The sequence below is a fragment of the Streptomyces sp. NPDC060209 genome (genome assembly GCF_042728155.1).
In the GTDB taxonomy this organism is placed as follows: Bacteria; Actinomycetota; Actinomycetes; order Streptomycetales; family Streptomycetaceae; genus Streptomyces.
In genome coordinates, this window is record NZ_JBHWZS010000089.1 from 16,552 (window position 1) to 29,149 (window position 12,598).

Consider the following 12,598-nt stretch of genomic DNA (forward strand, 5'->3'; position numbering starts at 1 on the left):
CTATGAACGCGCGGTCCCCGGGTGAACTCCGCTCAGGTGAACAGTCACTTCGTCCGGATGTCGGGCAGGTGAAGGCCCCGTGCCGGCTCTGCGGTCCGGGGGCCGGGGACGTGCGGGGCGAGCCCCCCGGAGGTCGGTTCCGGCAGCCCGAAGAGGTCCCGGAGTTCGGCGAGGTTGGCTCGGGTGACCGACCACAGGTGCTCCTGCCGGCCGTGTACGTCGGCCACGGCTGCCGGGTGGTCGTCCAGCACGGCCGCGGCCCGCTCGGCGAGGCGGGCGCCCAGCGACCGGTCGTGGACGGACACGCCCCAGTCGGGGCGGTCTATGTCGGAGAGGAAGTAGGCGAGTTTGGGGTGCGAGACCAGGCTGATGACCGGTGTGCCGCAGCCGAAGGGGATCATGCCCGCGTGCCCGCGCATGCCGATCACCAGGCGCGTACGCCGGTAGAGCTCTCGGATGCGGTCGTTGGAGAACAGGTACAGCGGTTCCACCGGGAGGGCTGTGCCGTGTTCCCGCCGCAGGTCGTGGACGAACTTCTCGTCGGCCGGCATATGGGCCGCGTAACGGACCTCGGCCCGCTCGCCGATGGCGCGTACGGCGGCCGCCGTCTCGGCCAGGAAGTGGCCGTAGTCGTGACCGAAGCGCAGACCGGCACGGTCGTATGCACAGTTGATCAGCACGGTGTCGTCCCGGCCCGCACCGTCGTCCAGGCCGGGGTCGAGGTGGCGGGCAACGGTCGTGGGGCAGGGCTGGTAGCGCACCCGGTCCCGCAGCTCCTCCGGCAGCAGCTCCCTGACCCGCTCCACGGAACCCTGGTTGCGCAGTCCGAAGAAGGACGACTTGCCGACCAGGGCGCGCAGACTCGCCGCGAAGCGCTCCCGGCGGTAGCGCTGGCCGTCGAAGACGTTGTAGCCGACCGCGAAGACGGCGAGCGGCGCGGTGATCCGGGCCAGGACGTCATCGGGGATGTTCCACTGCCAGCCGCTGTTGCCGTTGGGCGCGGTGTCCGGGAGGAAGAGCCCGCCACCGCCGACGACGATGCCGCGCCGGGCGTTCAGTTCCTCCAGGACGGGCTCGTCGACCAGCCGGTGCACGGACCGCTCGTGCCAGCGTGCGGGGCCCGTGTCGGGACCGAAGCACATCCGCACGGCTTCGGGGAGCACCTTGTCGCCCGCGTTCTCCTGCCCGTCGGCGAACAGGGCGACATGGGCGAGCTGTTCGTCCGCGGGTACCGGGCCGGCCGTCGGGGCGGTGACCGGCGCCGGGCGTGTACGGACGTACCAGGCACGGCAGTTGCCGTCGGTGGGGTTGGCGTCGAGCCCCTCGCGGGCGTACGCGTGTGCCTCCGCTGTCCGGCCCAGCAGCCAGGCGAGCCGGGCGAGCTGGCCGTAGGCGCGGGCGGCGAAGTCCGGTGACACGGTGGCCAGCAGGAGGTGTGCCTCGGCCTCCTCGTAGCGGGACAGGGCCATCAGGCTGATGCCCAGCGTCTCGTGGCAGCGCGGAAGGTCGGGCCGGTCCGCCACGGCGGCCGTCAGCAGGGTGACGGCCTCGTCGTAACGGCCCTGCTGCCGGTGCACCTCGGCGACCTGGCGGACCAGGTCCACCGGCGCACGCCCCCCTTCGGGGAACGGCAGGGCGCAGTGCAGGAGCAGTTCGGGGTGCTTGGTGCCCGGCAAGGCGCAATAGGCGGCGCGGAATGCCTCGTCCGCCAGCTCGTAGCGCTCGCGCGCCTCGCGCGCCGGGGTGGCGGCGGTCCGGCCGTCGCCGAAGTGCAGGACGACGGTGCTCCCGGGGACGGGCGTGTCGTCGTACAGCCGCCCTGCCGGGAAGTCGTAACGCGAGCCGAGCGGTTCGAGGAGCCCCGCCTCCGACAGCGCACGGTCCACCACGCCCTCGCCGCCCTCCGCCAGCGCGGCCCGCAGGGCGTCCGTCACGTCCTGGCACTGGATCACCAGCAGCCCGCCGTCCGCCACGGCCCGCTCGCCGCCGGGGCCGGACTGCGGCACCGCGGCCACTCCGGTGCGGAGGGCCAGCAGCGGCAGGAGGGAGCCGAGGACGACCATGCCGGGGCCCAGGGCGATGACGGTGTCGTAGCCGGTCACCCGGAAGACGTCGAGGCGGCTCTCCGCGGTACGCGGGACGAGGCGCGGGTGCAGCCGGCGGGCGGCGTCGAACGCGGAGTCGGGGAGCCCGGGATGCAGGACGAGGAAGTCCTCGCAGACGGCCGGATCGGTCAGGGCGAGACTGCGCAGCAGCACCAGGAGGCCGGGCATCCGGTCCTCGTCGGTGTACGCGGCGAAGGCGATCCTCCGCTTGCCTGTGACGGCGCGCCGGTCGTCGGCCGCGGTGGCGGGGCCGACGGCCGGTCCGGCCTGGGCGGGCCCGGCCCGTCCGTCGAGGGCCGGGGGCCCGGTCCGTCTGTCGTCGGTGGGCTCGGCGGGGGTGTTCATCGCAGGGTGGTCCTCATCTCGGTCTCGTCCTCGTGTGTCGCGCGGGCCGTGACCCATTCGCGCTCGCGCGGCAGCAGCTGCCCCGGCAGTCCGAAACCGATGAGGTCCAGGCGGTCGGCGGCGTCCAGGAAGTCCAGGAGCCGGAGCACGGTGAACGCGGTTCCGGTCCGCGGGCCCCAGCCGTCCTCACCGAGCAACGCCGGATCGTCCAGGGGATGCCGCAGCGAGGCGTCGCCGATGTGGTCCTGTGCCCCCGCGACCAGGCGCGCGCGCAGCGACCGGCGCCAGTGCGACAGCGGGCCGCCGAGGACCAGCCGCGTGCCCGCCCGGCGGTCCCAGGCAGGGCCCGTCCACGGGGTGTCCCCCCGCAGCGTGACCGCGTGCAGGTCGGTGCGCGGGGCGGCGGGCGGAAGGGTGTCGCAGCGCACCACCAGGTCGTATCCGTCGATCAGCTTGCCGAGCGGGCTGCCCGGGACCCGTTCCTCGTCGGCGATCCGGGCCGCCCCGGCGACCAGACAGACGGAGCGGCCGGCGATCAGGCGTCGCAGTGCGGTGACCCCGACCGGTTCCGCGCCGCCGAGCAGGGGGTCGGCCATCCTGTCCCGGTCGAGGAGCCGGCGGTGCGCGGCGTACAGGACGGTGAGCCGGCGGACGGCCGGATCCGCCAGGCCACCGCCTTCGGCGGTCCGACGGCGTACGACCTCGGCGAAGACGGTACGGGCCTGCCCGGCGGGCGCGTTGTGCAGCGCGCGCAGAGCGGTGCCGTCCTCACCGGGCAGCAGCCCGGCGGCCTCGTCCAGACGGGTGCGGAGGTCCGTCAGGGTGGCGATCCGGCGCGCGATGTCCTCGGCCGACGCGGGGTTCTGCTGAAGCGCCAGATGCCGTTCGTAGGCCTGCACCGCCTCGTCGCGGCGGCCCAGCGCGTCCAGCGCTCCTCCGCGCAGCCGCCATGCCCCCTTGGACCTGGGCCGCAGCCCGGTGGCCTCGACGGCGATGTCCAGGGCGAGGCGTGTCTCCGTCTCCCCGCCGGCCTCCAGGGCACGCTGCCCGGTGCGGAGCAGTGCGTCGAACAGCTCGTCCCCGTCGGTTCCGCAGGCCGTGGTGAGGCCGCCGATGGCGGCGACGAGCCGCGTCTGCCGGGCGTCGCTCATGGGACCGCTCGCGGCGAGGCCCGCGAGGTAGTCGCCGCAGAGGCGCAGGGCTTCCGTGGACGCGGGCCGCGCCGCACCGCCCTGCCCGGTTCTCGCCCGCACTGCCTTGAGCAGCCCCGTGAAGGTCTGACCCATGCTCGTTCCGCCGTTCTGTCGTCAGTGACCGGCCGGGGCACGCGCCCCGGTTGTGGGGTCAGAGGCCCAGGCTGCTGCGGGTTCGTCGTACGGTGCGGCGCAGTCGGATCGCCGCTCCACGGGGGCCGCCGCCGGGCAGGGTGAGCTTCTGCAGGCGACGCCGCTTGAAGTAGTGCTGCGTGCTGCAGTCGAGGTGGTCCCGCAGCCAGGACTCGGCCTCGGCGCGCAGCGTGGGGTGGAGTCCGGACTGCATGCAGTAGCCGACCGTCCGGACGAGTGGCGCGAGGGTTTCCGGCGCCACGGACGGCAGTTCCGGCACGGGCTCGCCGGCCTGCTCGTCCAGGTCGGGCACGAGGTGGTCGACGATCGTCAGCGGGATGCGGTTGCTGTTCTCGTACGGGGTGATGCGGTCCAGGACGAGACGGGTGCCGACCCGGGCGACGGGGATGCCGTAGTACGCGGCGGCGGTGAACATCGCGGTCGAGAAGCAGCCGACGACGAGAGTGGGCGCGCACCGCTCGTAGAGGGTCTCGGCGAGCAGCGGGCTGTCCAGCGTGGTCAGTCGCACCCCCAGTGCGGCGGCCGCGTCGTCCAGCGCCCTGGAGTAGCGGGCCGGCGCGGTGGGGTGGGGCTTGAAGAGGACGGAGGTGTGGCCCGCCCGCGCCGCGCCGCGCAGCATGCGGAGGTGCAGGTCCTCCTCCTCCTCGGCCGTGAGGATGTTCAGGGCCGCGAGGTACTGGCCCAGGAGCACCGCCGTGGGCGCCTCGGCCTCGGTCTCCGCGAGACGGCGGTCGCCGTCCGCCGCGCCGGCGATCTCGCCGAGGACCTTGCGGAAGGCGTCGTTCGGTACGAGCTCGGGCTCGACGCCGGACTCGGCGAGGAGGAGCGGGCGCAGTCCCGGTACGAGATCGAGGTGGAGCACCCGCTGGATGCGGCAGGCGATGGACCTCGGGACCTTGTTGCGGGTCGGGCCGTAGCTCATCAGACCGTCCGCGTAGACGTGCACGGCGCTCTCGGAGAAGATAGCGGCCAGTGCGCGGGCCGGGTTGACCTGGATGGATTCGACGGCGAGGTCGACGGGTCCGTCGGGGTCGATGCCCCAGGCGAGACGGAAGGCGCGCTGCCAGAGTTCGGTCTCCTCGGCGCGCGGGCCCCAGCCGCTCGGGTGGTGCGGGCTGATGGCGTCGTTCCAGTCGACGACGGAGTCGAAGCGGGCGGCGATGTCCCCGTAGCCGCGCATCTCCTCCAGCCGGAGGGCGGTTTCGGGGATCGCCGCGTTGTTGGAGACGAGCAGGACGCGGTGGCTGTCCTGCCCGGGCCCGAACTGGCCGGCGTCCAGCGCCGCCGCGAGCGTGGCCGCCCCGTAGAGGGTCGACACCTGGAAGATCTGGGTGCGCGTGGGCATGGGTCAGGCGGCCTTCTGCTTGTCACGCAGGCGGTTGAGCAGGGTGCTGCGCCTGGTGTCCATCATCGTCAGGGTGTGGTCGAGCACCTGCTGCGGCATGCGGTGCAGCGCGGCCGCCGACTCGTGGCGCAGGCGCCGGAAGGTCGCGGGCTCGTAGGCGTCCGCCTTCTCGTTGTGGAAGGCGATCATCGCGCAGTAGGTGCGGACCGCCTTGGGAAGGAAGAGCTCCGCGTCCGGGTGCTCGCGGATCTCTTCGATCAGCGTGTCGTAGGCGGGGAAGAAGTCCAGTTGGCGGGAGTCCTTGATCTGCGTCAGGGACGTGGTGACACCGCGCCGGTAGAAGATGCCGTACAGATTCAGCGCCGCGTAGGTACGGGCCCGCAGGTGCAGCTGCCAGATCCACAGCCGGTCCTCGGCGGTGCGCAGCCGGGCGGTGAATCGGTGGCCGCCGTCCTCGAAGAGCCGCCGGTGGTAGACGCCCGCCCACACGAAGGGGTAGTCGACCATCGTCTCCCATTCGGGAGCCGCGATGCCCTCGCGTGGATCCAGGACCGTGTCGCGGAGCCGGGCGGGAGCGCGCCGGACGACCCTGCTGGTCCCCGTGGCCTGGACGTGGTCGGTGCGGGCGAAGTCGCAGTCCAGTCCGGCGGCGGCGTGCAGCAGCCGACCCAGGTGGCCGGGGGCGTACCAGTCGTCGCCGTCGAGGAAGGTGACGAAGTCGCCCCGGGCCGCGTCGATGCCGCTGTTGCGGGCCTCCGCGATGCCCACGTTCTTCTCGTGCCGGATGACCTCGGCGTGCGGGAGTCTGTCGGCCCAGCGGTCGATGACGGCCGGTGTGTCGTCCGTGGAGCAGTCGTCGACCAGCAGGAACTCGATGTCCGGGCCCGAGTTACGGGCAAGACTGCCCAGCGTCGTGTCGGCGTAGGCGCCGACATTGTGGAACGGAACGACAACGGACAGTTTCGGCACGCGGGCCCTCACCTTCGATCATGGTCCGCACACGCTAGTGACGCGGATGGAGGAGAGGGTGTCGCCCGGCCCGACGAACGGTGAACTCTGGGCGTCGTCGGGGTGACCCGTGCCGGCCCTAGGTCACTCCGTACCGCGCCTCGATGCCGGCGACGACGATCCACAGGCCGTCCTCGAAGCGTTCGTCGTAGTTGGTGAAGATCTCGGCCCCGGCCGCCGCGGCGAGCGGATAGCGCTCCAGGCGTCCGGCCCGCTCGTCGACGTCGTAACCGTCCCGCCGCTCGTCCGGCATGGGCTGGACGCCCTGTTCCTCGGTGACGAAGCCCATCGTGTACGCGTTCACGGTGGTGCCGGCGCGCACGGCCTGCCACAGCTCGAACCCCGCGTCGACCATCGTGCGGAGGTGGGCCTCCAGGCCGTCGGCGTGGTCGGTGCCGGTGAACCGGGCGCCGGTGTAGACCCTGGCGCCGTCGCGGTAGCGCAGCAGCGCGCGGCGCAGCACGCTCTGGTACGCGACCATCTGCTGCTGCCAGGTGTGGGGCGTGGGCCCGGGAAGCTCCTCCGTCAGCATCCGGCGGTACATCACCGTGGCCATCTCGTCGAGCAGCGCCTGCTTGTCCTTGAAGTGCCAGTAGAGCGCGGGTGCCTTGACGTCCAGCTCCCGGGCGATGGCGCGCAGGGTCAGCCCGTCGAGACCCACCTCGTTCAGCAGTCCCAGCGCCGCGTCCGCGACGCGCGCCCGATCGATCTTCGTCGTACCCACCTTGACAATTTAACAGCGTTAAGCACACACTGCCAATCATGGAACTTAACACTGTTAAGGAAACGCGGGTGCTGGTCGTCGGCGCGGGCCCCAGCGGCCTCGCCCTGGCCTGCGACCTCGCCCGCCGCGGTGTGCGCGCCCTCGTCGTCGAGCAGGCCCCCTCGCTCTTCCCCGGCTCGCGCGGCAAGGGCATCCAGCCGCGCACCCGGGAGGTGCTCGACGACCTCGGCGTGGGCGGCCCGGTGCGGGAACACGGCGGTGCCGCTCCCGTCGGGATGACCTGGAGCGGCGGTGAGCGCCAGGGCGAGTACGACATGTTCCGCCGCGCGGCACCCACCGCGGCGGAGCCGTACGGGGAGCCCTGGATGATGCCGCAGTGGCGGACCCAGGAGATCCTGATCGCACGCCTGCGCGAGCTGGGCGGCGATGTCCTCTTCTCCGCCGCCCTCACCGGTCTGTCGCAGGACGCCGACGGGGTCACGGCGCGGCTCACCACCGGGGAGGTGCGCGCCTCCTACCTGGTCGCGGCGGACGGCGGAAGCTCCACGGTCCGGCGCACGCTCGGCATCACGATGGAGGGCGAGACCGTCGACCCCTCTCCCACGCTGGTGGCCGACGTCCGGATCGCGGAGGCGGCCCTCGACCGGCTCAACTGGCACATCTTCCTGGGCGAGGCCGGCATGATCACGCTGTGCCCGCTGCCCGGCACGCCGGACTTCCAGCTGGTCGCCCAGTTCAAGGAAGGGGCGCCCGACACCACGCCGGAGGGCGTGCGGGCGCTCGTCGCCGCGCGCACCCACCTGGGTGCGGACGACGTCACCGAGGTGCGCTGGTCGTCGGACTTCCGGCCGCGCGCCGCGCTGGCCGGCCGGTTCCGCGCAGGCCGGGTCTTCCTCGTCGGCGACGCCGCGCACGTCCACTCCCCGGCCGGCGGCCAGGGGCTGAACACCAGCGTCCAGGACGCGTACAACCTGGGCTGGAAGCTCGGCCAGGTGCTGCTGCACGGGGCACCCGCCACCCTGCTGGAGACCTATGAGCAGGAACGCCGCCCGGTCGCCGCCGAGATGCTGGGCCTCTCGACCCGCATCCACCGGGGCGAGCAGGAACGCGGCACCGCGGCCCAGCAGCTGGGACTCGGCTACCGGGAAGGCCCGCTGGCATCCGGCCGGGCGGGCCTCCTGGAGGCCGGCGACCGGGCACCGGACGGACCCGCGGGCGAGGGCAGGCGGCTCTTCGACGTCTTCCAGGGACCGCACTTCACCCTGCTCGCGGTCGGCACGGACGCCCCGCTGCCCGCGTACGACGGCGAAACGCTGAGGACCTTCCGCACCGAGGAGAGCGAGGCGTACGGCAAGGGCCTGTTCCTGGTCCGGCCGGACGGCTACATCGGCTGGGCGGGCGAGGACACTTCGGGGCTCGCGGAGTACGCCGGACTGCTGGGCCTTGACCTCAACTTTGCTTGAGGTTCTACGTTCCAGGACATGGACTACTCACATGACGACGCAGGACTGGCACGGCAGCCCATCGGTTACTGGAGCTGGGCCGCCCACGAAGCGACCGTGACCCACATCAGGGCCGCACTGGCCGAACACGGTCTGACCCAGCCCCCCTGGTGGGTTCTCAACCAGCTCACCGACGCGGACGAACTGGGCCGTCCGCGCGCCGAGGTGGTCGCGATGCTCCGCGGCTACCTGAACGTCGGCGACGCGCTGGAGCCCGAGATCGACGCCCTCATCGCCCAGGGAATGGTCACCGAGGACCCCACGACCCGCCTGCGGCTGACCGCCGGGGGACACGCACTGCGCGCCGAGGTGTTCGAACGGGTCAGCAGGGCGAGCGCGGAGATCCACGCCGGGATCCCGGACGAGGATTTCGTCGCCGCACTCAAGGTCCTCCAGCGGATGATCCACAACGTCGGCGGCAAGGCCTGGCACCACTGAGCCCTGCCGACGGCTCAGACGCCGCTGAACGACAGCTTCGCCGCGAACCCGAGGAACAGCACACCCGCCACCGAAGTGGCCCCCGCGGAAAGCCGCTTGCGGCGGCGGAACGCGGTGGCCAGGCGGGTGCCGCCGAATATGAGCGCCGAGAGGTAGAGGAAGCTGCCGATCTGCAGCAGCGTGCCCAGCAGCAGGAAGGAGAGCGCCGGATAGGCGTAGCCGGGATCGACGAACTGCACGAAGAAGGAGATGAGGAACAGGATGGCCTTCGGATTGAACAGGCTCACCACGAGGGCCCGCCGGTAGGGGTGTTCCACACCAGCAGCCGGTGCGGCGCTCTCCTCCGTCAGCTCGGCCGCCCGCTGGTGCCGTTCACGCCACATCGACACGGCGGTCCGCATCATCCCGATCGCCAGCCAGGTCAGATAACCCGCGCCCGCGTACTTGACGACGGCGAACAGCAGCGGGGTCGTCTGCAGCAGGGAGGCGGCGCCCAGTGCCGACAGGGTCATCAGGACCGTGTCCCCGGTCCACACACCGGCGGCGGCCACATAACCGGTGCGCACACCACGTCTGGCGGCGACGGAGAGCACGTACAGCGAATTCGGGCCCGGCAGAAGAATGATCAGCACCAGGCCGGCGAGATAGGTCGGAAGATCGGTGACACCTAGCATGAACGGAGTGTCGCACGCAGGTACGACACTCCGTTCAAGCGTTCCGGAATGCGGCGGATCGGTCCTCGTCGCCGCCCCCGCGACGCCCACGTCATGAAGAACCGCTACGCCCCGCACGTCTTCCGCACGGTCCTGGAAGTCACCTCGACCGGATGTCGGCCTCGACGACCGGCAGATCGGGGATCGCGTAGTCGTCCGGACCGGTGGGCAGCCGGAGTCCGACCGCCTGCACCAGCCTCAGCCCGACCCCGCGCGCCTTTCGGAGACCACCGCTCACGCGACTGTCCACGGGTGCGGCCGATCGGCGAGAGATCACCCGCGAGGGGCGCCCGGCCCCTCAGAACGCATCCGTCGGGACGTACGCCCCCCAGACCTCCCGCAGCGCGTTGCACACCTCGCCCACCGTGGCCCGCGCCCTCAGCGCGTCCTTCATCGGGTAGAGCACGTTGTCCGTGCCCTCGGCCGCCTTCTTCAGTTCCGCCAGCGCCGCGTCCACGACCCCCTGGTCGCGTTCGGCGCGGAGCTTCGCCAGACGGGCCGCCTGCTGGGCCTCGATCGCCGGGTCGACGCGGAGCGGCTCGTACGGCTCCTCCTCGTCGAGGCGGAACCGGTTGACGCCGACGACGACACGCTCGCCGCTGTCCGTCTCCTGGGCGATGCGGTAGGCGCTGCGCTCGATCTCGTTCTTCTGGAAGCCCCGTTCGATGGCGTCGACCGCGCCGCCCATGTCCTCGACCTTGAGCATCAGCTCCAGGGCCGCGGCCTCGACGTCGTCGGTCATCCTCTCGACGACGTACGACCCGGCGAAGGGGTCCACCGTCGCCGTCACGTCCGTCTCGTACGCCAGGACCTGCTGGGTACGCAGCGCGAGGCGGGCCGACTTGTCCGTCGGCAGGGCGATTGCCTCGTCGAAGGAGTTGGTGTGCAGCGACTGCGTGCCCCCGAGGACCGCGCCCAGGCCCTGCACGGCGACCCGGACCAGGTTGACCTCGGGCTGCTGGGCGGTGAGCTGGACCCCGGCGGTCTGGGTGTGGAAGCGCAGCATCAGGGACTTGGGGTTCTTCGCACCGAACTCCTCCCGCATCACCCGCGCCCAGATCCGGCGCGCGGCACGGAATTTGGCGACCTCCTCGAGGATCGTCGTACGGGCGACGAAGAAGAAGGAGAGCCGGGGCGCGAAGTCGTCCACGTCCATGCCGGCCGCGACGGCGGTACGGACGTACTCGATGCCGTCCGCGAGGGTGAACGCGATCTCCTGCGCGGGCGAGGCACCCGCCTCCGCCATGTGGTAGCCGGAGATCGAGATCGTGTTCCACCTCGGGATCTCGGCCCGGCAGTACTTGAAGATGTCGGCGATCAGCCGCAGCGAGGGCTTCGGCGGGAAGATGTAAGTGCCCCGGGCGATGTACTCCTTGAGCACGTCGTTCTGGATCGTGCCCGTCAGCCGGTCGGCCGGCACGCCCTGCTCCTCGGCGACCAGTTGGTAGAGCAGGAGGAGGAGCGAGGCGGGGGCGTTGATGGTCATCGAGGTGGAGACCTCGCCCAGCGGGATCCCGCCGAAGAGGACGCGCATGTCGTCGATCGAGTCGATCGCCACGCCGACCTTGCCGACCTCGCCGGAGGCGATGGGGGCGTCCGAGTCGTGTCCCATCTGGGTGGGCAGGTCGAACGCCACGGACAGTCCCGTCGTGCCGTTGGCGATCAGCTGCTTGTAGCGCGCGTTGGACTCGGTGGCGGTGCCGAATCCCGCGTACTGCCGCATCGTCCACGGCCGGCCGGTGTACATCGTGGGATAGACGCCACGCGTGAAGGGGAAGGCGCCCGGGGCACCGAGCTTCTCCTCGGCCCGCCAGCCTTCGAGCGCCTCCGGCCCGTACACCGGCTCGATGGGCAGTCCCGACTCGGACTCACGCGTCATCTGCTGTGCCTCCCGTTCAAGCTACTTATCGGTAACAAATCTCGCGACGGACTCTAGCGGCGACGCCAGGGCCTGCGGGTTCCCTCTGCTGGGACCTTGCTCACAGGACATACCCGGAGGCCTGGACGCGTGTCTCCCATCATGCGCAGGATTCGGCAACCGGGCAGGGCGGGAATCCGTCTCATGAGATATCCCTGCCACGCGACGGGTCACGCCCGACCGGAGCGACGAGGGGCGTGGGGCGAGCCAGGGGGCCGAGATGAGACGCAGACGGACTGACAGTTACGCACGCAGAGTGCGCACGACGGCCGTGGCGGCCGCCGGCGCACTCGCGTTGGTCACCCTCACGGCAGGCTGCAAGGCCGAGCCGGCGGGGGCCGCGGAGCCCACCCCCCTCCCGACGAAGGCGTCCCCGCGCCCTACGGACGATGCCAAGCCGGGCGGCGGCCCGGCGAGCCCCTCCGCCACTCCGTCACGGACGCCGAGCGTGCGGCCCTCTCCGCAGCCCAGCACCCTGATGTCCGTCGGCGACCGGAGCAAGCGCGTACGGGAGCTCCAGGCCCGGCTGCGCCAGATCGGCCACTTCGACCGCAGTCCCACCGGGTACTACGGCACCGCGACCGTCGCGTCCGTGCAGTCCTTCCAGGGCAAGCGGGGCCTGCCCCGCACGGGGAGGACCGACACCGTGACCTGGGAACGGCTGCTCGCGATGACGCGGAAGCCGACGGCGAAGGAACTCGACCCGCCGGCCTCCACGCCGGCGGCGGCGAAGCCCGACGCGCGCTGCCTGAAGGGACGGGTCCTGTGCATCAGCAAGAACAGCCGCACCCTGTCCTGGATGATCGACGGCAGGGTCGTCTCGTCGATGGATGTGCGCTTCGGCTCGCAGTACACACCCACCCGCGAGGGCACCTTCTCGGTGTACTGGAAGTCCCGCCACCACGTGTCGACGCTCTACGACTCCCCCATGCCGTACGCCATGTTCTTCAGCGGCGGCCAGGCGGTGCACTACTCCTCGGACTTCGCGGCCCGCGGCTACAACGGCGCCTCGCACGGCTGCGTGAACGTACGGGACGAGGGAAAGATCGCGTCGCTCTACGCCCAGGTGCGGAACGGCGACAAGGTCGTCATTTATTGGTAGAGAGTTCAACCGAATTGGGGGCGCGGGCGGGACCGGGGGAACGTGTCCCGCC

Annotated in this window: 11 protein-coding genes; 3 read left to right on the forward strand and 8 right to left on the reverse strand. The window is 71.6% G+C overall.

What is annotated here, in order from left to right:
- Positions 1 to 44: 44 nt before the first annotated feature.
- From ACFWFI_RS18890 to ACFWFI_RS18910, 5 genes are all read right to left on the reverse strand, one after another.
- Positions 45 to 2,450, reverse strand: a complete 2,406-nt coding sequence (locus ACFWFI_RS18890; protein ID WP_387391254.1) for a polysaccharide pyruvyl transferase family protein — start codon at positions 2,448 to 2,450, stop codon at positions 45 to 47.
- Positions 2,447 to 3,736 (reverse strand): tetratricopeptide repeat protein, encoded by a 1,290-nt coding sequence (locus ACFWFI_RS18895; RefSeq protein ID WP_387391256.1) that lies wholly within the window; start codon positions 3,734 to 3,736, stop codon positions 2,447 to 2,449. Before ACFWFI_RS18895 ends, ACFWFI_RS18890 begins: the two co-directional genes overlap by 4 nt.
- Before the next feature lie 58 nt (positions 3,737 to 3,794).
- Entirely contained in the window at positions 3,795 to 5,141 is a 1,347-nt protein-coding gene (locus ACFWFI_RS18900; protein ID WP_387391259.1) for a polysialyltransferase family glycosyltransferase, read from the reverse strand.
- A gap of 3 nt (positions 5,142 to 5,144) precedes the next feature.
- Positions 5,145 to 6,110: a glycosyltransferase family 2 protein gene (locus tag ACFWFI_RS18905; protein WP_387391262.1), complete on the reverse strand. Its 966-nt coding sequence runs from the start codon at positions 6,108 to 6,110 to the stop codon at positions 5,145 to 5,147.
- Positions 6,111 to 6,228: 118 nt separating this feature from the next.
- Positions 6,229 to 6,873 carry a TetR/AcrR family transcriptional regulator C-terminal domain-containing protein gene (locus ACFWFI_RS18910; protein ID WP_387391265.1) on the reverse strand — a complete coding sequence of 215 codons (645 nt, stop codon included), beginning with the start codon at positions 6,871 to 6,873 and terminating at the stop codon, positions 6,229 to 6,231.
- A 38-nt stretch (positions 6,874 to 6,911) separates the two neighbouring features.
- Here ACFWFI_RS18910 and ACFWFI_RS18915 point away from each other — a divergent pair, with 38 nt between their 5' ends.
- A complete protein-coding gene (locus ACFWFI_RS18915; RefSeq protein WP_387391267.1) occupies positions 6,912 to 8,336 on the forward strand; it encodes an FAD-dependent monooxygenase in 1,425 nt (474 codons plus the stop codon).
- Between the two features lie 18 nt (positions 8,337 to 8,354).
- Positions 8,355 to 8,813: a MarR family winged helix-turn-helix transcriptional regulator gene (locus tag ACFWFI_RS18920; RefSeq protein ID WP_387391270.1), complete on the forward strand. Its 459-nt coding sequence runs from the start codon at positions 8,355 to 8,357 to the stop codon at positions 8,811 to 8,813.
- 14 nt (positions 8,814 to 8,827) lie between these two features.
- On the opposite strand, the gene leuE is transcribed toward ACFWFI_RS18920, so the two are convergent.
- From leuE to ACFWFI_RS18935, 3 genes are all read right to left on the reverse strand, one after another.
- A complete protein-coding gene (gene leuE / locus ACFWFI_RS18925) occupies positions 8,828 to 9,487 on the reverse strand; it encodes a leucine efflux protein LeuE (RefSeq protein ID WP_387391273.1) in 660 nt (219 codons plus the stop codon).
- Positions 9,488 to 9,626: 139 nt separating this feature from the next.
- Positions 9,627 to 9,764 (reverse strand): hypothetical protein, encoded by a 138-nt coding sequence (locus ACFWFI_RS18930; protein WP_387391276.1) that lies wholly within the window; start codon positions 9,762 to 9,764, stop codon positions 9,627 to 9,629.
- A gap of 60 nt (positions 9,765 to 9,824) precedes the next feature.
- Positions 9,825 to 11,405 carry an acyl-CoA mutase large subunit family protein gene (locus tag ACFWFI_RS18935; protein ID WP_387391279.1) on the reverse strand — a complete coding sequence of 527 codons (1,581 nt, stop codon included), beginning with the start codon at positions 11,403 to 11,405 and terminating at the stop codon, positions 9,825 to 9,827.
- Positions 11,406 to 11,664: 259 nt separating this feature from the next.
- On the opposite strand from ACFWFI_RS18935, the gene ACFWFI_RS18940 reads away from it, so the two are divergent.
- A complete protein-coding gene (locus ACFWFI_RS18940; protein ID WP_387391282.1) occupies positions 11,665 to 12,546 on the forward strand; it encodes a L,D-transpeptidase family protein in 882 nt (293 codons plus the stop codon).
- Positions 12,547 to 12,598 lie beyond the last annotated feature (52 nt).

What these genes read in the sequence shown, in the direction of transcription:
- ACFWFI_RS18890 (WP_387391254.1), bottom strand. Translation starts at nt 2,450, where the DNA reads ATGAACACCCCCGCCGAGCCCACCGACGACAGACGGACCGGGCCCCCG.
- ACFWFI_RS18895 (WP_387391256.1), bottom strand. Translation starts at nt 3,736, where the DNA reads ATGGGTCAGACCTTCACGGGGCTGCTCAAGGCAGTGCGGGCGAGAACC.
- ACFWFI_RS18900 (WP_387391259.1), bottom strand. Translation starts at nt 5,141, where the DNA reads ATGCCCACGCGCACCCAGATCTTCCAGGTGTCGACCCTCTACGGGGCG.
- ACFWFI_RS18915 (WP_387391267.1), top strand. Translation starts at nt 6,912, where the DNA reads ATGGAACTTAACACTGTTAAGGAAACGCGGGTGCTGGTCGTCGGCGCG.
- ACFWFI_RS18920 (WP_387391270.1), top strand. Translation starts at nt 8,355, where the DNA reads ATGGACTACTCACATGACGACGCAGGACTGGCACGGCAGCCCATCGGT.
- leuE (WP_387391273.1), bottom strand. Translation starts at nt 9,487, where the DNA reads ATGCTAGGTGTCACCGATCTTCCGACCTATCTCGCCGGCCTGGTGCTG.
- ACFWFI_RS18935 (WP_387391279.1), bottom strand. Translation starts at nt 11,405, where the DNA reads ATGACGCGTGAGTCCGAGTCGGGACTGCCCATCGAGCCGGTGTACGGG.
- ACFWFI_RS18940 (WP_387391282.1), top strand. Translation starts at nt 11,665, where the DNA reads ATGAGACGCAGACGGACTGACAGTTACGCACGCAGAGTGCGCACGACG.